Origin of the sequence: Microcoleus sp. T3_B1, from assembly GCF_036700445.1 — a bacterium.
GTDB lineage: Bacteria > Cyanobacteriota > Cyanobacteriia > Cyanobacteriales > Microcoleaceae > Microcoleus.
In genome coordinates, this window is record NZ_JAUBOX010000026.1 from 35,594 (window position 1) to 57,086 (window position 21,493).

The window sequence follows — 21,493 nt, forward strand, 5'->3', positions numbered from 1 at the left end:
TTATTGACACTCCTCGACCTGAAGGTACGAGGATTCTTGGCTCACCGAGACCACTTAAACTAGATTCCTTGAAGTCTCTAGCCCAGAGGTGGGACTCTCCCCAAGAGTTAATTCGGGTATGCCCTACCCTATTTGCTTTTAGGCAAGTCCTGTTTCAGTTTGAAGCAAATTCGCTTCAAATGCTGTTTGTCTAGCTCCTCTGAATCTTTTACCTACTGCGAGGTGGAGTCTAGAAAAATGCAGTAGAACCGCTTAGATTCAATTTTCAAGGTTCAGCGCTTTGTCTTTTGACAGCTAGGTTTTTAGAGTGGTTGATTACCTTTCCACTACTACAAGCATACAGCAAAGCCGTGCTAGAAGCACGGGGGTTTTAGGCCCATTTTTATGATAAATCAGGACTAAACTTAGAATGACATCAGAACAAATTTGCCAACGCTCCGATATTCTCGGCACTCAAGTCATCACCCGCGACAGAGGTAAACGCTTGGGGGTGGTTAGTCAATTGTGGGTGGACATCGATCGGCGGGAAGTTGTGGCGATCGGTCTGCGTGATAATATATTCGCGGTCGCTGGAATGCCGAGGTTTATGTTCCTCAGCAATGTCAGCGAAATCGGCGACGTGCTGTTGGTGGAAGATGAGAGCGCGATCGAAGATGATGTTGATGTTGAAGTCTACAGCATTTTGATTAACAGCGAAGTTATTACCGAAACTGGCGAACTTTTAGGTAGGGTACGGGGCTTTAGGTTCGATCCCGAAGACGGTAAGTTAGTTTCTATAATTATCGCTTCCCTGGGAATCCCCCAAATCCCCGACCAAGTTCTCAGCACTTACGAGTTGGGGATTGAAGAAATTGTCAGCAGCGGCCCGAATCGCTTGATTGTGTTTGAAGGTTCCGAGGAAAGGCTCAGGCAGCTTAGTGTGGGTTTGCTGGAGCGCGTTGGTTTGGGCCAAGCACCTTGGGAACGAGAAGAGGACGAGGCAGGTTATTATCCGAAACCCGTGGCTACGGGAAATCAATTGGGCCCGGGGGTGCGGATACCTGCACCGGAAATGCGGAGCCGGGTAGCTGCGCCTGCGGTGGAGGAAGTTCCTTGGGATGAGGATTTAGAGTGGAATCGGCCTGCGGTTCGCCAGCCGATGCGCGCGGTGCAGGTACAGCAGCCTGAGCCAATAAGCGACGATTACGACGATTACGAAGAGGATAATTGGGGCGGTGAGGAGGACGATTACGAGGAGGAGTACGAGGAGAAGCCGCAGTACACTCGCGCGGAAATTTCTCGCCCGAAGCAGCCGGTGGTGCAGTACGAGTACGAGGATGATGTGGAGGCGGATGCTTGGGCTGACGATGAGGCACCGAAGCCTTACCAGGCTCCTCGGGTGAATATCCCTGAGAAGACTAAGACTCCTGAGTACGAGGAGGAGCCTGGTTATTAGGAATTAATCCCTCGGTTGGGCGGGTTTACGAGATTGTTTGTTTTAGACATAGATAGTTGGTGAAATCCGCCCCTACAATTGCCTGTAGGGGCGGGTTTTACAAACAATATTTGATGTTCACAAACAATTTAAATAAACCCGCCCCCACACAACCGATAATCTAGATTAACCTGATGTTCGAGATCATCCAAAAAAATGTAGATTCCGATTATTCGTTGGGCGGGGGCGGGTTTATTATATTGTTGGTCTTACGCCGATATGGTTGGTGAAACCCGCCCCTACGATAAATTATGAAAAAAAAATTTATTAAAACCTCTATTTTCAGATTAATAACATATCTAATTTTTCCAATTTTTTTATCTACCACTACGGCTGAAATTGTCTTGCGAGTTGCGGGATACAAACCCTGGCAAATAGAAAATGTTGATGTTGCGGTCGAACCAAAAGGTAACTTTTTCACTAAAGATTCGGAACTCGGCTACAAACATTTGCCTGGAAAATTCAAGGTGATAATTAACGGCAATTACTCATTTAATACAACTCATCTCAATAATAGTTTAAGAATCACACATCCCCTCACTACTTACAATTTATCGTCAAAAAAGCCGGAAATTTCGATATTTGGCTGTTCTTTTACCTACGGTTGGTCATTGAATGATAGCGAAACTTATGCTTGGTTGTTGCAAGAGAAATTACCCAAATATGAAATAGTGAATTTTGGCGTTAACGGCTACGGAACGCTGCACTCATTGATTCAATTCAAAGCAGCACTCAAACAAGGAAATAAACCCAAAATTGCGGTGATTGCTTATGCGGGATTTCATGACCGCCGCAATACTTTGTTAAGGGCGAGAAGAAAGCAAATGGCTGCTTGGAATAAACTCGGTATTCTATTTCAGCCCGATGCGAGGCTGAATAAAGAAAATAATTTTACCTACAGCATGGCCAAACTTGAATATCGCGAGTTCCCGCTGATGCGGGTTTCTGCATTCAGCCATTTTTGGGAGGTTAATTACAATCAATTTGAAGAGGGGTTGTATAGAAGCCGTGACCTTTCTAAGGCAATTATTCAAGAGTTTCACCGTGTGGCTGAGGCTAACAGTGTTAAGTTAGTTGTTGCGGGAATTAATGCGGGTTCTGCTAAGATGTTGGGGGAGTTAAGTCAGGAGGGAATTGCTACGGCGGATATTTCGGTTGATTTGAAAATACCTGCCAATAATAATTTACCTCATGACATTCATCCAAGCGCGATCGCGAATCGGCAATATGCAGAAAAGTTGGAGGATTTTTTGCAAGGTACTGTTTTAAGGTAAGTTAACGAACCGCGAAGGCGCGAAGGGCGCGAAGCAAGAGAGAAAGAGGAAGTTTAGGAGTTATTTAGGGTTGCTAGACTGATGGGATTATTTGATTTTGTTTCTTTTAAATTGCCTCGAAAATTTCTAATTGATGGCTTTTTCCTGTTTGTGCTTGTTCTAGTCACAGTTGCAGTAACATCAATCTATGTATCTAGCGAACATACTTTTTATTGGTGGGATTACGCGGGATACAATACTGCTACAGTCAACACGGCAAATTTATTTCGAGACTCGCCAGATAAAGCATGGCGCGGAGTTATAGAATCGCTATCTAAGGAAAAAAACCTGTTAATTTCTCTGCCGTTAGTGCCGTTTATTCTCTTATTTGGCAAGTCTCGGCTGAGTTACATTCTCAGCGTATCCCTGATTTATGTGCTGCCGTTTCGCCTGTTGTTGGGGGCAATTTCTGCCAAGCTAATTCCAGTTTATCCCCGCCGGGTGTTTTGGTCAACGGTGCTGCTGAGTTTATTAATTCCTATGAGTTGGATACCGACTCTGCGGGGATATCTGGATACTGGCGGCTGTGTGTTTGTAGCCTTGGCAATTTTGGTTTATTTGCAGGATGTTAAGCTGAAATCTTGGTGGAAAATCCCATTAATTGGGTTTTTGCTGGCGGCGGCCATTCTGTTGCGGCGCCATTTTGCTTATAGTGCGATCGCATTTTTTGGTGCAGCGGCTTTACAGGCTTTCATCGAGTTTATTATACTAATATACCGTAAAAAAACCGCATTGTCATCTCCCAAAGACAAGGACGTGGCAGTGTCGTTTCCCTACAGATACTTGTTTGAATCAGGTGTAAAATTGGGTTTGATAGCTGCAACTAGCTTGACTATTTTAATGTTGGTAGCGGGAGATTTTACTCGCAGTGCTCTGACGGTTGACTACCGCAATTTGTATGTCGCTTGGAGTTTGCCTGTAAATGATATTTTAACTCGTTATGCGGATTTTTACGGTTTGGGAACTTGGCTGCTGGTACTGATTGGTTTTTCGGCGGGAATTCTCACCAGAATCCTGGTTCCGGCGGCGGCTATTTTTGTTTCGTTGTTTGGGGTTTTGTCGCTGATTGAATGGCTGTTAGTCTTGCGTTACGGCTACTTGCACTATACAATTCATATTACACCGATCGCACTTTTAGGACTATCTACATTTTTCTGGACAACTTGGCTGACACTCAAGGGAAAAGTCCGGTATTTCATGCTGGGCGCGGCGGGTTTGTACCTGGTTGTAAATGCCGCAGTCGGGTTAATTCCTCTCAAAATTGATTTGCCAAGACTGTTTGTGGGTAATTTTCCGCCGTTAGTGCGATCGGACTACGACGAAGTTGTAAAATTAGTAGAGTTTCTGCGAAAATCAGCACCCAACGAAGAACCGATTTATATTGCCGGTGCTTCTAACAATTTCAATGCTAACATACTCAGACAAGCTAACCGCAAATTAAACCCGCCGGAGGGTTGGTGGAAGTTAAATACAATCGGGAGGCCGCAAATTGACTCGCGCGATACTTACCCGCTACCGGAGTTGTTGCAGTCACAATATGCGGTGGTTGCTGTACCTTTTCAGCAGGTGTTATCGACGGACGAACAAGTTTTGCGATCGCACGAACAAGATGTTGTTAAAGTTGTGTACGATGCCTTTACTCAAAACTGGGAAATTGCCCGCGATTTCCAATTGCTACCGGAACAGTTTAAGCTAGAAAACGGCGTGACACTCAGCGTTTACCGGAGGATGCGACCGACTGATACAGCAACGGCAGTTAGGACTCTGGAGGCGATGCAGCGGCAAATAGTCGATCGACCAGGCACGCAGTTAGATTGGATTAGTTTGCATCAATCAATCTACACAACTGCCAATTATTCAGTGAGTCAAGAATCGGATAACCTATATAATATTGTAACTCATCCAATTAAAAACAGCAAGAAACTCGATACATCTTTTCTGTATTTAGGTTCCATCTCAGACAAAGTAAAAGTTACCGGCAAACTCAATTTACCTAACAAACAATGTCCGGGAATTGCCCTGCGCTTGACGTTGTGGGACAAGCAAGGTAAATTAGTAGACTCAGCAGAGATGGCTGATAGTCAAAAAAGTGCGATCGGCTTAAATCTATTAGTTGAGGGCAAAAATCCCCTTTATCTGCTGCTTGAGGTATTGAGTAGCAGCAAACAGGATTTAACAAACCAATGCCAACTGGAGATTAATAATTTAGCTGTCAATAGGTAAATTGAACCCTCAATGCAGAACCATCAAAAATCAAACTGGTATTTTAATCTATCTCTCTATACTTTTGTCATCATCGGTTCCCTGATGGCAACTGGCTATATTTTCCCCATTGGAGGCAACTTTCCAGAATTGCCACAAATCCAATCGCTGCTAAATCCTGAACTCTACAAAAATGACTATCATGTTCAGGAAATGGTTAAATTTAATCCGAGATCCTACTATTATTATATCATTTATTTCTTAGCCAACTTAGGGTTAAGTATTCCGTTGGTGCATTTTATTTATCAATTCCTAGCCTTCGGTTCCTTTATCCTAGCTTGCTACGCAATTATCAATATCTATACTAATTCCAAACTGCCAGCAGCAGCGATGGCTTTTTTATGTATAGCCGCTTCATTTACAGATGTTGGTAACACGCTGATATTTTCCACAAAATCAGTACCCAGTACCTTCGCGATGGCCTTCGCAATCTGGGGAATTTACTTTAGTTTGCGCCAAAAATGGCTGACAGGATATTTCTTTTTTGGGCTGGGTTGTTTGCTGCAATTTTTAGTTGGCTTGTTGCCGGGATTGATGATGGTTCCCGTTTTATTTATTGAATCGGTAAAACAGCGGAAGTTTAAAACATTGATTTTGGCGATCGCACTTTTAGCAGCAATGGCAAGTATCGTTTATTTGCCAATGTTACTAACAGGTACTACCGGCACTCAAACTATTGAGAATGCTGAGTTTGTATACATTCACGCAAAAGTACGGAATCCTCACCACATCCTCCCGTCAAATTGGAATATTTGGAGTTGGTTCAACTTTATATGTTTGATCATTGGTGGCTTATTGTGCATCAAAACTGCCGATTCACTGCGCCAAGAAGACAAAGTTAACTTTTCTGTAATTATTAGTACCTCAATTTTTGGGCTGCTGCTTAATTATGTATTTGTAGAAGTTTACCCAGTGGCTTTAATTGCCAAACTCCAGTTAGCTAGAACCGTACCTTTTGCTCAAATAATCATATTTATTGCCATCAGCTTGCTAGTCGATCGACTTTACCAAGCAAAACAGCTAGCTATTGGTTTGCTGCTGTTAATTATCCTCACTTTACCTGACCGAGGTATTTTATTTTTAGCCTTATTTGTATTTTTATCAATTTGGCAAAGCAAAAAATATATAATTCCCAAACGCTACACTATTTTGCCGTGGATTTTCACAGCAGGAACATTAACTTTCAGCTTGATATATCCGCTGACTAATTCAGGAGAAATAATAGGCGATCGTATAATTAGCATACCTATCCTTTTCTCAATTATTGCCTTGCCTTTTATTTTAGAAAAAACATCCATTTCTAAACCAATCAAACAAATTCTCACCCATGCCTTAGCTTTAGCAACTACCGCGATCTTGGTTTTTGGGGTAGCAGGCATTTTACCAAAACCAATGTTAGACATATTTCAAAAAAAAGTTAATATTAATGCCGTTCCCAGCGACGACGTAAACAAATTAGCGGTGCGATTTTCACAAATTAGCAGTCAAGATGCACTGGTATTAATTCCACCTTCAGTTACCAGCTTCCAGTTTTTCTCTCAGAGAGCTATAGTAGTTAATTTCAAGAACTTTCCCCTGACAGAAAAAGGCATCAAAGAATGGCAAAATCGCATGGAAGCTGTTTTAGGAGTTCCCTTAAACCCGCAAATGATTTGGGGAGGAAATGACTTTTTCATCCGCCGCAGCAGTGCGGATTTAGTCAAAGTAGCCAAAAACTATCATGCCGATTATATCCTCACTCGCAGCGATTGGCATCCAAATATTGACGGAGAAATAGTAGATCGAGAAGGCAAATGGATACTGTTTAAAATTAGATAATACTCTTCTTCAAAACATGAGATATTTATTCAGTCTGCGAAGGCAGACTTTGTTTGTATAGAAGCGGTTTCAACCGCCGAATCAAATCTGCGGTTAAATATCAAAACCCGAATCATCAATAATTTCGCTAATTTGCTTATCCACATAATCAGCATCCACATTCCGCGCCATCAACTCAGCCAAAATCCCCAAAGAAATCAACTGCACCGACAGAATTGTACACAAAATCCCAAAAAATAACAAAGGTCGATTCCCGATCGGCCCAAAATTCATCCCCGCCAAATTCAGAAACCAAATAACTATCAAATAACTCAGCGAAACAGTTCCAACCAACCCAAAACACAATCCCAAACCTCCAAACAAATGACCCGGTTTGTGCAAATATTGCGTCGTGGCTAACACCGTCAACAAATCAATAAATCCCCGCGCATAACGTTCCCAGCCGTAATTTGATTTTCCGTGCTTGCGCGGATGATGTTCCACGACTACTTCGCCAATTTTAAACCCTAAATTGTTTGCTAAAGCCGGAATGTAGCGGTGCAATTCTCCGTACAATTTAATCGACTGCAAAACTTCCCTACGATACGCTTTAAAACCGCAATTCATATCGTGCATTTGCACCCCAGTCAGCAAACACGCAACGGCATTAAACAGCTTGGAAGGCAAAGTTTTAGAAAGCGGGTCGTTCCGCTGTTTTCGCCAACCGGAAACTAAATCAAATCCCGATTCTAAATGATGTAAGAATTTGGGAATTTCAGCGGGGTCATCCTGAAGGTCAGCATCGAGAGTAAAGATAATTATCCCTGCTGCATTGCGAAATCCTGCTGAAAGCGCGGCGGATTTGCCAAAGTTGCGGCGCATTTTAATCGCTTTAATTAGTTTGGGATGTTTGTTGGCTAAATCGGTGATTTCTTGCCAGGAATAATCGCGGCTACCGTCATCTATGAAAATGACTTCGTAACTGTCAATTGCTGTTTGGAACATGACAATTTGGATTTTGTCAAACAGTAATTTGAGGGTGGCTTCTTCGTTGTGAACTGGGATTACGAAGCTGAGATGTTTTGGCATAGGGCTATTCTATTTCATTTGTGTTGTCAATGAGATTTTTTTATTAACCGCAGAGGGCGCAGAGGGCGCAGAGGAGGAGAAAGAGAGGTTTTTTAGTTTTTGTTGATAACTTGGGAGTTTCGCAAGGCTACCCAATCTTTGCGGTTTTTAAAGGAGGCATAGGCTGTCAATAGTTTATCTGTTGGTGATGTTTGAATGTATCCTCTCCAAGCTGCGAATTCGTAGGAATGGCCAAATAATTTAACTAAATCTGGGCGGGGAAATCCTGACATGGCGAAACCTCGAACGACATTTTCTTGGTTGAGAATGGCAATACATTTTACATTGTTTTCGGGGTCTCCTACCCAGCCAATTACTCTGGAGGCGGCGGGTGCGAGTTTAGTTACTGTATCAAAATATCCGGGTACTCCGTCTTTGGGCGCTGACAGTAAATTTGCGTCGAGTTTTGTGTCTAATGCTGCACAAAAATTGTGTTTTTTGATGTCTCGGTTAAATGGCACTAAGTTGTTAGTTTTTAATGCGTCGATTAAGCCGACAAAAGCGGCGGGTTTATTGCCTACGCGGTCTTTAATTAGGGTTACATCGGTGATGCCTAATTGCAGTGATAATGCTACTAACGGTTGATAGGTTGCTCTGCGGGCGATCGCCATTGCAGTTTCGCCTCCCACCCCGTACATTAAAATAATCGCGACTGTGGCGACTGCAAACAGCGGTGTCAGCCAACGCCCTTGAATTCTTGGTGTTGGCTGCAACTCGCGCACCCACAATACTGTCAGCACAATTGTACTCATCCAAAACAAAGCTGGGAGTGTGGCGTAGCGGGAAGCGGTGGCTTGTTCGACGCCAAATCCCGATCGACTGACAGCGGCCATTAAGGCCGTTTGCAGCGTGTAAAGTTGGATTGATAGCCAAGGCAGCCAATCCGGGCGATCGACCTTTTTTACAAATAGCCAATAACCCACAAAACCCGTCGTTGCAATCAAACCAATTATACCAATAATTGAAGCAACAATAATATTTTCGCTAAAAATTCCGCCGAGATAAGTGGGAATATATTCGAGAGTTTTGAGCGGGTTAATTTTAGTTAAAGAAGGGTGATGAGATGGAGTTTTATAAGTTAAAAAATAAATGCCAATCACCGCAATCGAAGCAATGAAATACAAATAAGTTATTCGCCGAGGAAACCGCAGCACAACAGCAGCCGCACACAATATCGGCCACAAAGCTAAAGGAGTGCTGTAACTAATACAGCCTAAAACGCCAAAAACAATGCTGCCAATTACCCAACCATTCCGTAGGGGCGGTGCCCCCGTGCCCGCCCCCGGTGTACCCAACAAAGTCGCATAGGATTGCAAACAATATATCGAACAAATCACAAATAAATTAGCAATTATCCAGTGAACGCCACTGAATCCCCGCATCCAATTGTGAGCCGCCGCCGGAGTAAAATTAAAAATAGAAATGCAAAGGAGTAGCGAGATAAATTGCAGGGGAAAACGCCTCAAATTTAACGGCAGCAGAGCAATTAATACGTGGCACTGAATCCAAGCCAAGAACCAGGCAACTAAACACAAACCAATATTTGAACCTTGGGTGACAACTATATTCAAGCCATAAATAATTGCCGGAATCAAGACAAAATGCTCGTTCGCCCGAAATATCCAATTAAAAGGATTGGTAGAGAAACCGTCTACAGAATAAAAATTCCATGTCATCCACCAATAATCAAAATTAGACAAGTCTCCCGCTTGCGATATCAAGTACAAAATATATGACGCTGGTATTAGAATTCCGAGAATTGATGCGGCAATTAAAATATATTGTTGCTTGACTTTCATGGATTGGTAGATGGCGATATTTTTAATCGATTTGGGCTAAGTTGTACGCGCTGGGATTAAAGAAACCGGGTTTTTTACTTGATTGAGGGTTTGAACCAAGTATTTTGGTGAAAAAACCCGGTTTCTGGCTACTTTACAGATTTACTCGAATTTTTATTTCACTTCTCTTGCCAGCATTTGTCTGAGCCCTTGCCGCCAGTGGGGAGGATACGTGCCTAGAAGTGCTGATATTTTTACTGTAGAGAGGACAGAAAAAGCGGGACGTTTTGCGGGTGTCGGATATTCGGAGGTGGTGATGGGAATTACGCGCTGAATTTTTAGGGGAAAGCCGAGTTTGGCTGCTTCCTCAAAAATGGCGATCGCAAAATCGTACCAACTACAAACACCGCTGTTAGTGTACTGATAAGTCCCAAAACTTTCTGGCCCAAGCAGAGGAATAATTTGCGAAGTCGCCGCACTTAAATCCCCCGTCCAAGTAGGACTTCCGATCTGATCGGCTACTACTCGAATTTCTTCTCTTTCCTTTCCCAACCTCAACATGGTTTTGACAAAATTACCTTTGCCACCGTTGCCGTAAACCCAGGCTGTTCTAATAATAATATGTCGGTTTCCGGCTTGCCGAATTGCTTCCTCGCCTGCTAATTTGGACTTGCCGTAAGTTCCCAGCGGGTTCGTAGAATCTGTTTCCTGATAAGCAGAACCGTGGCTACCGTCAAATACATAATCAGTAGAAAAGTGAATCAAACTTGCTCCCAGTTTTTCGCATTCTTCTGCGATAATTCCGGGTGCAATGCCGTTGATGGCGTTTGCTAATTCCGGTTCGCTTTCCGCTTTGTCTACCGCAGTGTAAGCACCCCCATTGACGACTAAATTCGGTTGAATTTCAGCCATTGCTTGACGGATGCTTTCCGGTTGGGATAAATCGAGGCGAGTGCGATCGACCGCAATTACCTCTCCCGAAGATAATAAAATCGGCTGCAATTCTTGAGCTAGCTGTCCGCTGCCACCTGCGAGTAAAATTTTCATAATCAAAACACTTGAGCTGTTTTCAACGTTTGTCCAGCTTGGTCTTTAGCTGATAAGATGGGTTGAGCACCATCTAGCGGCCAGTCGATCGCCAAATCGGGGTCATTCCACAGGATACACCGCTCGTGTGCCGGTGCATAATAATCTGTAGTTTTATACAAAACTTCAGCAGTCTGGGAAACCACTAAAAAACCGTGTGCAAATCCCGCCGGCACCCAAAATTGCCGTTTATTTTCTGCACTCAGCAAACACCCCACCCACTTTCCAAAATTCGGCGAACTTTGTCTAATATCCACTGCTACATCAAATATTTCGCCAGCAACTACCCGCAGCAATTTGCCTTGAGGCTGCTGCAGTTGGTAGTGCAAACCGCGCAGCACATTTTTAGAAGATTTGGAATGATTGTCTTGCACAAATTCGGCCGTCACGCCTGTTTTTTCTACAAAAGCTTTGTGATTGAAACTCTCAAAAAAGAAACCGCGATCGTCTCCGAAAATTTTCGGCTCAATAATCAGAACTTCCGGTATTTCAGTAGATATAACATTCATAGTTGGCTGTATCGCGTGATAAACTCATACTCAGTCTAGGCTATTTTACTATGAAAACTGACACATATCTCAAAAAGTTGTATGCCAACCGCTTTGATTTGCGACAAATGCAAGCGAAGGTGGCACTATGGAAAGTTTTAATTGACGAATTCTTACAAGATTATGTTCCTCCCGAATCAACCGTTTTAGATATTGGCGGCGGTTACTGCGAGTTTATCAATCAAATTCGGGCTAAAAAAAAATATTTAATTGACCTTAATCCCGATTCAAAGTTATTTGCTAATGCTGATGTAAATGTGCTTAATATTGATGTGTTGAATTTGGAAGATTACACATCTTTTACCGAACAGTTCGATCGCATTTTTATCTCAAACTTTTTTGAACACCTCCGCAACAAAGAGGAACTTGTAGAAATTATCTCGTTTTGCTTTGATGCCCTCAAGCCTAGCGGTTCTCTATTGGTAATTCAGCCTAATTTCAAATATTCCTACAAGGAATACTACGATTTTATCGACCATCAATTACCGATAACGCATTTATCGCTACAAGAGCTTTTACAAACTGTCGGGTTTGAAATTGACCTGATTGTACCGAGATTTTTGCCCTTTTCGACGAAAGGCAGACCGGCCTCGCCCTTGCTGTTAAAAATTTACTTAAAATTGCCTTGGTTGTGGCGGTTTTTGGGAGGGCAAATGTTTGTTAAAGCATCGAAACCCAACAAGTGAGTATCTTCCTCAATATCGACACTTGCCGTCGGAGGCTGAAAATGAGAATGTAGGGAAAGCGCTCATTTTAATAACTCATCTACTGGAATACTAAAACCCGGTAAAACAATTTGAGTGCTAACAGCTTCCCCAGCAATAAAGATGCTTCTGGTTTGTTTTGTTACTACAATAATCCATTGGTTTTCAGGATATACCAGCCAAACTTCCTCACTTCCCGATTCTAAATATTCTGTAGCTTTAGCAATTACATCTTCCGCCAAATCTGTTGGTGAAACAATTTCAGCACATAAAGGAAAACTTTGTGGCAGCACTTTGAGATTGCCAAATTGTGCTGCTAATTCCGGGGGAAGGTAGGCAACATCAGGATAGCGCCCCTGGTTGTTTGTGCGGCAGGGAACATCAGTATAAACTTTTTCTCCCTGTCGGCTGGATTCTTTGTAGTTTCTCCAATAAAAGTAAAGATTTCTTTGCACCTTGCTATGCTTGAGAGTTATGCCATTTTTCTCCAGTAATTCGCCATCAACCCACTCTTGCCGATCCGGTGGACTTTCCATCCATGCTTCTAGAGAGTAGATTTTCGATGGGGCAACAACTGTAGAAGTTATCATGTTTTTGCGTCGGGGCGGGGAACTTTTTTTCTATGATACCAGATGCGATCGACCTTTGGTGGACAAAAGGGCGATCGCACTTTGTAGATGGCACTTTTAAGTGTTATCATAAAAGTTACAAAGTATCCCGCATTTCTGGCTTTGTCCAATTAGGATGAAGCTGCCATTAAAGCATCAGCTTGAGGACAAAAATGATGACACAAACTCAATCATCCGCTGCCCTTCCCGTCAATATTCCACTAACACTAACACTCACCGTTACCCACGAACAGTTCGTTGAATTGGCGATCGCCAATCGAGAGTTACAATTAGAACGCACAGCAACAGGAGAATTAATCGTGAACCCACCAACCGGAGGCGAAACAGGATATCGGAATCTGGATATAGAAGGGCAACTCTGGCTGTGGAATCGGCGGACTAGACTCGGTAAAGCATTTAATTCTTCTACTGGTTTTCACCTGCCCAATGGAGCAGATCGCTCTCCCGATGCAGCTTGGGTGCGTCAAGAAAGGTGGGATGGGCTCACCCCAAAACAAAAAGAAAGTTTTATTCCCTTGTGTCCTGATTTTGTGGTAGAACTTCGTTCTAAAACTGACAACATGGAACCGCTGCGAGCCAAGATGAAAGAGTATATGAACAATGGCGCTCGTTTAGGTTGGTTGATAGATAGAAAAAACAGAAAGGTGGAAATTTACAGGCAAAATCAAGATGTAGAAGTGCTGGAAAATCCTGTTACTTTGTCCGGTGAAGATGTGTTGCCGGGGTTTGTCTTGGATTTGACAGAAGTTTGGGGATAAATGCTGAGTCCTGTTAAAAATGGCTATTCCTCATCTTCTAAGCTTGGAAAAATTGATATATAATGTACAAACAAATACATGGCGATTTCAAACAGAATGACCAAGCAAAAAATCTTACAGGAAGGTCGAGAATATACATTTCGTTCATACTTTGAGTTACCTTACGAAACGGATCAAATTTTAGCAGAATTTGATTACTCGCTGATCAAAACTGAGTTGTCTTTGCCGCATACCCCTAGGGAACTCGCAGAAATAGCTTTTCTCAAACAAAGAATTAAAGAAACTTTATTTTTTGTCAGTCTCAGCAGCGAAACAGCTAGAAGAGAATCATTAGTATCGCCAGTTTTGCTGGACATCATCCGGTACTGCAAATGTCAACTGCGATTTGAGTATACTCTCAACGTTAATAGCTGGTTAAAGGGAAATTTAGATTATTTCGTAAAATCCGAGCGAGAATTGCTAGTCATTGAAGCAAAGAACGACGATATGACTAGAGGATTTACCCAACTAGCTGTAGAATTGATTGCGATGTCTCACGTTGAAGAGCAAAATATCTTTTACGGTGCGGTGACAATGGGAGATGTCTGGCGATTTGGCAAGTTAGACCGAAATCAGCACACTATTTTTCAAGATATCAATTTGTTTAAAGTGCCTGACGATTTAGAGGATTTAATGAAAATAATGGTGGGAATTTTAGACGGGGATGAAATTTCGCCGTAGGGTGCGTCGGTTCTAGTCACTCAAATAGTGGCGAAATTTCCCATAGCGACGCACCCTACTATTTGCAATCTGCCATTAAAAAACTCCCTACAAAATCGAACTTAAAACCACCTCATTAGCAGCAATCCAATCATAAATATCCTGCAAAGCTGCTTCCGGCCCAATAACAGGCCGCCATCCTGTTTTCTCCATCACCCTAGAAGAATCCGTAATAAAAATCGGAATATCCCCCGCGCGTTCCTCCAAAACAGGGTTAATTGAAATCGATTTACCCGTAATCTTTTGGCACAAATCAGTTGTCTCAACTAAAGAAAGACTGTTGCTCAAACCGCCGCCCACATTAAAAACTTCGCCATCAAATTCAGGAAAATGTTCTAACTGATAATTAACTAACCTCAACAAATCTTCAACGTGCAGCAAATCCCTAACTTGCTTCCCACTGCCGCCAAAACCGATATAATTCAGCGACTTTTGAAAATAGTGAGCCGCCACCCACAAACCGCAAACTCCCTGATCTACTTTACCCATTTGCCAAGCACCGGTAATTAACCCGCAACGGTTAATAATTGCCGACACATTGTATGCTTCCCTGTATTCCTCAATCAGCAATTCCGAAGCTAATTTAGTTGCTCCGTAAAGCGAACGGTGTCCTTTTAATGGGAAGTCTTCTGATATGCCCAACTCAGATATACCGGGTAAAGTTTGCTCAGGGGCGATCGCAAATCTATTCGGCAACTCTAACAGCTTAACAGATTTGACACTGGCGATCGGATAAACCCGACTCGTAGACAAAAACAGCAAACTCGCACCCGTTTGTCTCGCCAACTCCAAAACATTCACAGTGCCCAGTAAATTCGTTTGCAAAACGTACTGAGGCGAACTAAAACCAGCCAGCACAGAAGGCTCCGCAGCACAATCTATAATGCAGTCAGCATTCAGTGCAACTGGATCTAAATCTGCCGCTGTACGAATATCCCCGTAAACAAACTGAATCCCCCAACTCTTAAGCCGCGGCAGATTCAATTCCGAGCCCCGGCGACGCAGGTTATCTAAACAAATTATTTGCCATTCCGGGTGCCGTTTCTTCAGGCCAATTGCCAAACAACTGCCGATGAAACCCGCACCACCCACAATTAAAATTCTCTCAGGCATTGACTCAACTTTCTTAGAGGATTAATTACTGCTGTTAAATTATTGAACAATGGGTGTTGAGGTATACCTCGCATTAAAACCGAATCATCTTTTTAATGAATTTTGACAACTATAGGACTGACGCACGGATGACCAGAAACCGGGTTTTTTGCGAAAATCCTTCGCTGCAATCCGCAGATTAGATAAAAAACCCGGTTTCTTTGGTCGGAAATGCGTAAGTCTTCAACTATTCTGGTTCAATGCCCAAAGCCCGCAACTGATTCGCTAATCGATTGGCCCGCTCCTGTGCTTGCAGTGCAGCTTCCTCTGGTGTAGCAACTAACTCACCATCTGGGGTAAAATAACGCAATTTCCCATCGTGAATTCCCAGATATAATTCTAGTACCTCACTCCACAATCTACCAAATTCATTGGCAATGATAGGTTGATATTCTTGACCGATTAAACGAAAACCGCTAAAATCTAAATCTTCAGGATCGAACCAAAAGTATTCGGGAGTTCTAAACCGATTCTGATATAATATCTTTTTTTCGTTGCGATCGACTCTTGCCGTAGAACTAGATAGCAATTCTATAATTAGATCGGGATATCTCCCCTCTTCTTCCCAAACTACCCAGGAACGACGCGGACGTTTTTCTGTGTTTGCGATCAGAAAAAAATCCGGACCGCGAAAATCCCGATTCCGCAATTGTTGCTGGCTGTAGTAAACCGTCAGGTTTGCTCCAATAAAAAAGTCGTGGCGCTCGCGCCATTGCCATTCCAAACAGGCAACTAATAATGCTAGTTGAATATAATGTAGGGAACTTTCCATTTCCGGTTCGTCACTTTCTAATTGACTGGCATCTGGCATCAATCTTGCCATTTCTTGGGCTGTAAAAACCATGACTCAATCCTCCCAATTTGGTATATTTTATAACCCAAACTTCCCCATCGCCTCTCTCGTCAAATTATCGCTGACTATCCTACTTTTTATCCCCTTCACCATTATAATCGGGAAACTCGATTTTGTACGCAATCCGCGAGAAGAGCGCAAAGTTGCCATGAATTTTTCCATCTCGCGAGAATATGCCAGGTAGGATGACGATTAACCGATCGCACTGATTATCTCCGATCTGCATCAAAGTATCAATAGCTGCGGTACCAAAATCATTAGTCATCATTCCTTCGCCGTCAAAACTTCCCTCCTTGAATTTGGCAATAAATCTAATTTCAATTCATTCATCTTTCTAGTCCGGTGGTAGTCGCCGCGAGAGAGATGTTTTTCCAGCCAAACGTACAAGACAATAAACAAATACCTACTGCCCATCTCTTTGATTTTCAGCTTAGAAATCCCAGCAGTCCGATTGTACCACCTCAAAGGAATTACCTTATAGGAAAAACCACGAACAATTGCTTTTAAAGGCAGTTCCACTGTCAAATTAAAATGATGGCTCAAAATCGGTTGTACGCCTTCAATTACTTCTCGGCGGTAAATTTTAAAAGCATTGGTGACATCGCTGTACCGCAAGCCGAAAATACTTTTGACAAACCAGTTTGCTAAGCGGTTAATTGCTAACTTGTGAATTGGATAATCAACTATCAAGCCACCTTTGATAAAGCGGGAACCGAAAACGCAATCATATCCTTCTTGCAACTTGCGGTATCCTGCTACCAAATCCATCGGATCGTCGGAAGCATCCGCCATCACAATTGCTGCTGCATCTCCGTCAAATTCCGCCAATCCCCGGCGCACAGCAAATCCGAAACCGTTGGGAGGCTGATTGTTGATGTATCTCACTGTGGGAAAAGTCTCTGACAACTCCTGGCAAATATCAATAGTTCGATCGACACTATTGTCATTCACAATCAAAATTTCGTGCGGAATGCCTTCTAAATCGAGCGTCTGGGCGATCGCCCGCACAGTACCGTACAAACAGCCCTCCTCATTGTGGGCTGGTATTATCACAGAAATTTTCACTCCTCATCCTCCACTTTTATCCTAGCGCCACCACGCAACCTGACAAATTGGTTGTCCACAGGATTATACACCCAAGCTTTAATTTCGGTTTGGGCGATCGGCAAATTTTTCGCCGAAAAATCCACAGCCCACCTCACGCGACTATACTGATTAGACCTTAACGCTTTGGCTACATCAGGGCTATCCAGAGTGACACAAGCATTGGCAAAAAATGATTTTTTGTCTGCCAATGATAGTAGCACGAGTGTGGGTTGTTGCTGGCGATCTGGCAGAATTGCCCAGCCTGTCACCCGGATGCGATCGTTGCTTTTGACAACTAAGGGTTTATCTATTGTCTGGGGGTTGTCAAGATAGCCGTAGTTTTCGCTATTATTGCTAATAAAAGCTACGTCTTTGGGGAAATGTCTAAACCCAATGCGATCGAGGACTTCTGCACGCTTTCTAATTAACAAAGGTTTTTCACCACTGAGCAGAAAGAGGCAGCTATCTTCTGATTCGTGAAATGGGGATTTTTCCATATAATTAATTAGCTCTAAGCAAGTTTTGATGCTTTGCTTGTAGGGAATATCAGCTTGAGCTTTGGCAATTGCAAACCCAGAATTGAGCGTGATTGTACCAGCTAAAATAACCGTAAAAACAGGATAAATCAGGCTACCAAAAGTTGCATTTTTTTTCTTTGGTTACATATAAATATATTACCAATCTGAACAAAAGCAATGATTAACAACAGAGAAGTTGTCGTATATCTCGATTCCAAAGCCTGTTCTACCCCGTATCGCACCCGACCAATCGTAATTGCAAGAGAACATAACAGAGAAAACAAACCAATTGATAGCCAGGGTGTTAGTTCTGTGATAGCAGGTACAAACTTGAACTGAGAGATTTTGAGAACTTTGATAACATATACACTTATACCAAAAAAACCGGAAAAAATGACTAAGCCTATAACCGCTGAAACCATCTGAAATCGGACAATTGGCGCACCGAGCAAGCTAAAAAAGTAATCGAATAGGAGGAATGGCTGTTCTTGCAAAGAATCTATTTGGTAATTCCCCTTTTTAGGATGATAATTAATTGTATATATAGCCAATAAAGCTACCCAAATGCTCACCCATCCTACCAATCGCTGGATTTTATCCTTTACTGTTCCTTCGAGGGCAAATAATGAAGGGATGACGGCGAGCCAAGATAGCAGGCCGTGGGCGGATGAAAGGCTAGCCACGAAACAGAATATGCCTGCTAAAAAAATTCTCTTTTTAGCAGATATTTGGGATTTTTTATTCAGCCAATATACCGCTAAAATAACACATAAATTAATCAAAAACCATGCTAATTGGAACCCCCACAGCCAGTTTTCTTCTTGAACGAGGGAAAAGACCAAAAAGCAGGTTAAAATATTTGTCAAATGGAACAGACGAGCGCTCACACCCTTGGCTGTGATCTCAGAGATTTTATAGAGGATACCAAAAGTTATGAGAGATAAAAAAATGCTAAAACATATTTCATAATTGATATTCCAATGGGATATAAACGCGAGTATAGTCATAATAATTTTTGGGACTGGTATCCGGTGGTTACTATGTAAAGCCCAAAAAGGTCTAAAGGTTAAAGTTCCCGCAGTCACTTTATCAAAAATAGGGACTAATGCCCATTGATCCCTAAAGGGAACATTGACGCTAAAAGCAGCTACAAACCAAATTACTAAGAGCACAGGAATCAGATAAAGAATCAGTAAGGTACTTTTTTTCATTATGTTTGCTTGGACAGGAAAGAGAAAAGAGTAATGATTCAGGTGCTTGATTAACACAACAAGCGAGAGGTTGTGTTCTATGTTTACGGATAACAGTGATAAACTGTTCTAAATCATAACAGGACTTGAGTAACAAGTTGAGCAAAACCAAAAAATCTATTGCATGAAATTTTTAGAGTTCCTCGACTCTCACTTGCTCCTCTCCCTTTAATTTGACAAACTGGTTGTCAACAGGATTATACACCCAAGCTTTAATTTCCGTTTGGGCGATCGGCAAATTATTATGCGACAAATCAACAGCCCACCTTGCATTATTGTATAACTCAGATTTTAAACTCTCAGCAATGTCGGGACTGTCCAAATTTACATAAGCGTTAGCAAAAAAAGATTGTTTATCGCCTACAGATAGCAGTACAATATTCGGCTGGTGCAATTTTTCTGGCCAAACCGCCCAACCCGCAGCCTTGACAGCATCATTTTGCTTAACAGTCAAGGATTTATCGGTAGTTTGAGGTTTGTCTAAATAACCGTAAATTTTCTCGGTATTAGAAATAAACTCTACATTTTTCGCGAACTTGAGCCAACCTATTTTGTCTATAATTGCAGCGCCTTCTCTCACCAGCCAAGTTTTTTTGCTCAGCACCCTCAAACAGCTTTCCGGCGAATTCTTAAAAAAATCCGAGGGTTCCAGATAGTTAATTAACTGCAAACAATCTTGAGCGCCTTGTTTGTAAAGAAGTGCCGATCTAGTTTGGGCGATCGCCTGTTGAGAGTTAAGAATAATTGTAGCAATTAACAGCCCTGCAACTACCCGATAAATAAATTTATAATTACGTTTTAACGTTGCTTTTGTTTCTTGATAATTGCCTCGGACAAACAATTGCCCTAGCTGAACCACAGCAATTAATAGCAAAATTGAATTAGTCGTATATCTAGACGATTCTAGCGCCTGAATTGCCCCAAATTCAGCCCTTCCCGCCGTAATAAACAGAGCCGATAAAACCGAAAAAAAACCTATTGACAGCCAAGGTAAAGCCTGATATGGCACTCCTAAATCAATATTGGAATGAGTATCTTGCCGTAATCCTAAATGAATTGTGGGATGGGCATCTTGCCCGTCCAGCGTCGCAGTCTGAACCACGTTCATAACTGAGTTGGGATTGCTATAGCTTTCCGAAATATCATTCCTATCTGTCATTGCCAGTGGCGAAGGAATCGCAGGGGCTGGAGATGGCTTCGCAGGGTTCCCAATGACAAAGAAATAGAATACCAAAAATAAGAAACTTGCAACTATTAGCAATCCAACTAATGCTGAAATTCCAGGTGATCGCACAATTGGCGAACCCAGCAAACTTAAAAAGTAATCAATCACCACAAACGGCTTATTCAACAATGAAATAATACTTGCTTTCCGGCTAGGATGATAATCAATTGAGTAAACAGCACAAGTTGCCAAAAACAGCAGCATCCAGACAATAACTCTTTTTCTTTTCTGCGCCGCATTTCCTTCTAAAGCCGCCACAGCCGGAATCGCAGCCAACCAAGAAAGCAAACCTTGGGCCAGGGAAAAACTCGCAATAAAGCAGAATCCAGCCGCAATCCATATTTGAATATCGTAGGGACACGGCAGTGGCGTGTCCGTACTCTGTTTGATCTGAGGTGTTGCATCATTCTCAATAACGGGCAAGATGCCCGTTCCACAAAAATTCAATGTTCTTGTGGAACGGGCATCTTGCCCGTTCCTAAATAGCTTATTGATCGTGGTGCAACATCTCTGTTTCATCCGATTAAAAACCGCTATATTAGGCAATAATTTGTGATTTGAAACCAGCGCATAAACCGCAGCGACAAAACAAAAATTGACTAAAAACCAAGCCAATTGAAATCCCCAAAGCCAGTTTTCGTGCTGAACTAGCGAGAAAAGCAAAATACAAGTTAAAATATTAGCTAAATGCCACAAATCATCCCCAACATTCTTAACTTGCATCGAGGATAACTTGTACATAGCGAGAAAAGTTATCGCAGCCAAACCTATGCTGAGACACAACTGATAATTAATATTCCATCGGGAAGCAAAAGCCAGCACCGCAATAATTATTTTAGGGAAAACTATGCGGTGATTGCTGTGCAAATCCCAAAAATCGTTAAAAGTTACATTTCCCGCAGCTATTTTTTCAAAAAGGCTAGCTAACCTCCACTCGTCATCAACGGGAACGTTAACGCTAAAATTCGCTACCAATCCGATTAAGAAGAGGACAGGAATTAGATATAAAGTAAATAAGATGATTTTTTTCATGAAAGTGCGATCGCACTGATTGTCATCACCATTTTATATCAAACCCGGTTAAATAATTTTTATCAAGTTTGTAGTGAAGATTTCACTCCTCATAGTTTGAGCCGGGACTTGCATTCGTTACTACAAACAAGTTGAAAAACA

19 protein-coding genes are annotated in these 21,493 nt (G+C 42.3%); 7 read left to right on the forward strand and 12 right to left on the reverse strand.

The window, feature by feature from the left end; all coding sequences use genetic code 11:
- The first annotated feature begins 409 nt into the window (after positions 1-409).
- The 4 genes from QT990_RS16040 to QT990_RS16055 all read left to right on the forward strand — a co-directional run bounded on the left by QT990_RS16040 (position 410) and on the right by QT990_RS16055 (position 6,867).
- Positions 410-1,435 carry a PRC-barrel domain-containing protein gene (locus QT990_RS16040; protein WP_333142701.1) on the forward strand — a complete coding sequence of 342 codons (1,026 nt, stop codon included), beginning with the start codon at positions 410-412 and terminating at the stop codon, positions 1,433-1,435.
- A 290-nt stretch (positions 1,436-1,725) separates the two neighbouring features.
- Positions 1,726-2,748 (forward strand): SGNH/GDSL hydrolase family protein, encoded by a 1,023-nt coding sequence (locus QT990_RS16045; RefSeq protein WP_333300507.1) that lies wholly within the window; start codon positions 1,726-1,728, stop codon positions 2,746-2,748.
- Positions 2,749-2,829: 81 nt separating this feature from the next.
- On the forward strand, positions 2,830-5,010 hold the full coding sequence (locus QT990_RS16050; RefSeq protein ID WP_333142703.1) for a hypothetical protein: 2,181 nt from the start codon (positions 2,830-2,832) through the stop codon (positions 5,008-5,010).
- 12 nt (positions 5,011-5,022) lie between these two features.
- Positions 5,023-6,867 (forward strand): DUF6798 domain-containing protein, encoded by a 1,845-nt coding sequence (locus tag QT990_RS16055; protein WP_333142704.1) that lies wholly within the window; start codon positions 5,023-5,025, stop codon positions 6,865-6,867.
- Positions 6,868-6,960: 93 nt separating this feature from the next.
- Here QT990_RS16055 and QT990_RS16060 read toward each other — a convergent pair whose 3' ends face one another.
- The 4 genes from QT990_RS16060 to rfbC all read right to left on the reverse strand — a co-directional run bounded on the left by QT990_RS16060 (position 6,961) and on the right by rfbC (position 11,347).
- Positions 6,961-7,935, reverse strand: a complete 975-nt coding sequence (locus QT990_RS16060; protein ID WP_333142705.1) for a glycosyltransferase family 2 protein — start codon at positions 7,933-7,935, stop codon at positions 6,961-6,963.
- 92 nt (positions 7,936-8,027) lie between these two features.
- Positions 8,028-9,773 carry a hypothetical protein gene (locus tag QT990_RS16065; RefSeq protein WP_333142706.1) on the reverse strand — a complete coding sequence of 582 codons (1,746 nt, stop codon included), beginning with the start codon at positions 9,771-9,773 and terminating at the stop codon, positions 8,028-8,030.
- Positions 9,774-9,926: 153 nt separating this feature from the next.
- Positions 9,927-10,799, reverse strand: coding sequence for a dTDP-4-dehydrorhamnose reductase (rfbD, locus tag QT990_RS16070; RefSeq protein WP_333142707.1), 873 nt, complete (start codon positions 10,797-10,799; stop codon positions 9,927-9,929).
- A 2-nt stretch (positions 10,800-10,801) separates the two neighbouring features.
- A complete protein-coding gene (rfbC, locus tag QT990_RS16075) occupies positions 10,802-11,347 on the reverse strand; it encodes a dTDP-4-dehydrorhamnose 3,5-epimerase (protein WP_333142708.1) in 546 nt (181 codons plus the stop codon).
- 50 nt (positions 11,348-11,397) lie between these two features.
- Between rfbC and QT990_RS16080 the strand changes: the two genes are divergently transcribed.
- Positions 11,398-12,072 carry a methyltransferase domain-containing protein gene (locus QT990_RS16080; RefSeq protein ID WP_333142709.1) on the forward strand — a complete coding sequence of 225 codons (675 nt, stop codon included), beginning with the start codon at positions 11,398-11,400 and terminating at the stop codon, positions 12,070-12,072.
- Between the two features lie 62 nt (positions 12,073-12,134).
- On the opposite strand, the gene QT990_RS16085 is transcribed toward QT990_RS16080, so the two are convergent.
- Positions 12,135-12,680 carry a Uma2 family endonuclease gene (locus QT990_RS16085; RefSeq protein ID WP_333142710.1) on the reverse strand — a complete coding sequence of 182 codons (546 nt, stop codon included), beginning with the start codon at positions 12,678-12,680 and terminating at the stop codon, positions 12,135-12,137.
- A gap of 194 nt (positions 12,681-12,874) precedes the next feature.
- Between QT990_RS16085 and QT990_RS16090 the strand changes: the two genes are divergently transcribed.
- Positions 12,875-13,477, forward strand: a complete 603-nt coding sequence (locus QT990_RS16090) for a Uma2 family endonuclease (RefSeq protein ID WP_333142712.1) — start codon at positions 12,875-12,877, stop codon at positions 13,475-13,477.
- A 96-nt stretch (positions 13,478-13,573) separates the two neighbouring features.
- On the forward strand, positions 13,574-14,197 hold the full coding sequence (locus tag QT990_RS16095) for a hypothetical protein (protein ID WP_333142713.1): 624 nt from the start codon (positions 13,574-13,576) through the stop codon (positions 14,195-14,197).
- An 87-nt stretch (positions 14,198-14,284) separates the two neighbouring features.
- Here QT990_RS16095 and QT990_RS16100 read toward each other — a convergent pair whose 3' ends face one another.
- The 7 genes from QT990_RS16100 to QT990_RS16130 all read right to left on the reverse strand — a co-directional run bounded on the left by QT990_RS16100 (position 14,285) and on the right by QT990_RS16130 (position 21,352).
- Positions 14,285-15,349, reverse strand: a complete 1,065-nt coding sequence (locus QT990_RS16100) for an NAD-dependent epimerase/dehydratase family protein (protein WP_333142714.1) — start codon at positions 15,347-15,349, stop codon at positions 14,285-14,287.
- A gap of 226 nt (positions 15,350-15,575) precedes the next feature.
- The gene (locus tag QT990_RS16105; RefSeq protein WP_333102862.1) at positions 15,576-16,232 is read right to left on the reverse strand and encodes a Uma2 family endonuclease; all 657 of its coding nucleotides are present in this window, start codon (positions 16,230-16,232) and stop codon (positions 15,576-15,578) included.
- Between the two features lie 79 nt (positions 16,233-16,311).
- Complete coding sequence (locus tag QT990_RS16110; RefSeq protein WP_333102861.1) at positions 16,312-16,509, reverse strand: hypothetical protein; 198 nt, start codon at positions 16,507-16,509, stop codon at positions 16,312-16,314.
- Positions 16,506-17,306, reverse strand: a complete 801-nt coding sequence (locus QT990_RS16115; RefSeq protein WP_333142716.1) for a glycosyltransferase family 2 protein — start codon at positions 17,304-17,306, stop codon at positions 16,506-16,508. Before QT990_RS16115 ends, QT990_RS16110 begins: the two co-directional genes overlap by 4 nt.
- Positions 17,303-17,824 (reverse strand): hypothetical protein, encoded by a 522-nt coding sequence (locus QT990_RS16120; RefSeq protein ID WP_333142717.1) that lies wholly within the window; start codon positions 17,822-17,824, stop codon positions 17,303-17,305. Before QT990_RS16120 ends, QT990_RS16115 begins: the two co-directional genes overlap by 4 nt.
- Positions 17,825-17,952: 128 nt before the next feature.
- The gene (locus QT990_RS16125) at positions 17,953-19,056 is read right to left on the reverse strand and encodes a hypothetical protein (protein WP_333142718.1); all 1,104 of its coding nucleotides are present in this window, start codon (positions 19,054-19,056) and stop codon (positions 17,953-17,955) included.
- A 172-nt stretch (positions 19,057-19,228) separates the two neighbouring features.
- Positions 19,229-21,352: a hypothetical protein gene (locus QT990_RS16130; RefSeq protein ID WP_333142719.1), complete on the reverse strand. Its 2,124-nt coding sequence runs from the start codon at positions 21,350-21,352 to the stop codon at positions 19,229-19,231.
- Positions 21,353-21,493 lie beyond the last annotated feature (141 nt).

Coding starts and splice junctions, on each gene's coding strand:
- QT990_RS16040 (WP_333142701.1), top strand. CDS start 410: ATGACATCAGAACAAATTTGCCAACGCTCCGATATTCTCGGCACTCAA.
- QT990_RS16045 (WP_333300507.1), top strand. CDS start 1,726: ATGAAAAAAAAATTTATTAAAACCTCTATTTTCAGATTAATAACATAT.
- QT990_RS16050 (WP_333142703.1), top strand. CDS start 2,830: ATGGGATTATTTGATTTTGTTTCTTTTAAATTGCCTCGAAAATTTCTA.
- QT990_RS16055 (WP_333142704.1), top strand. CDS start 5,023: ATGCAGAACCATCAAAAATCAAACTGGTATTTTAATCTATCTCTCTAT.
- QT990_RS16060 (WP_333142705.1), bottom strand. CDS start 7,935: ATGCCAAAACATCTCAGCTTCGTAATCCCAGTTCACAACGAAGAAGCC.
- QT990_RS16065 (WP_333142706.1), bottom strand. CDS start 9,773: ATGAAAGTCAAGCAACAATATATTTTAATTGCCGCATCAATTCTCGGA.
- rfbD (WP_333142707.1), bottom strand. CDS start 10,799: ATGAAAATTTTACTCGCAGGTGGCAGCGGACAGCTAGCTCAAGAATTG.
- rfbC (WP_333142708.1), bottom strand. CDS start 11,347: ATGAATGTTATATCTACTGAAATACCGGAAGTTCTGATTATTGAGCCG.
- QT990_RS16080 (WP_333142709.1), top strand. CDS start 11,398: ATGAAAACTGACACATATCTCAAAAAGTTGTATGCCAACCGCTTTGAT.
- QT990_RS16085 (WP_333142710.1), bottom strand. CDS start 12,680: ATGATAACTTCTACAGTTGTTGCCCCATCGAAAATCTACTCTCTAGAA.
- QT990_RS16090 (WP_333142712.1), top strand. CDS start 12,875: ATGACACAAACTCAATCATCCGCTGCCCTTCCCGTCAATATTCCACTA.
- QT990_RS16095 (WP_333142713.1), top strand. CDS start 13,574: ATGACCAAGCAAAAAATCTTACAGGAAGGTCGAGAATATACATTTCGT.
- QT990_RS16100 (WP_333142714.1), bottom strand. CDS start 15,349: ATGCCTGAGAGAATTTTAATTGTGGGTGGTGCGGGTTTCATCGGCAGT.
- QT990_RS16105 (WP_333102862.1), bottom strand. CDS start 16,232: ATGGTTTTTACAGCCCAAGAAATGGCAAGATTGATGCCAGATGCCAGT.
- QT990_RS16110 (WP_333102861.1), bottom strand. CDS start 16,509: ATGATGACTAATGATTTTGGTACCGCAGCTATTGATACTTTGATGCAG.
- QT990_RS16120 (WP_333142717.1), bottom strand. CDS start 17,824: ATGGAAAAATCCCCATTTCACGAATCAGAAGATAGCTGCCTCTTTCTG.
- QT990_RS16125 (WP_333142718.1), bottom strand. CDS start 19,056: ATGAAAAAAAGTACCTTACTGATTCTTTATCTGATTCCTGTGCTCTTA.
- QT990_RS16130 (WP_333142719.1), bottom strand. CDS start 21,352: ATGAAAAAAATCATCTTATTTACTTTATATCTAATTCCTGTCCTCTTC.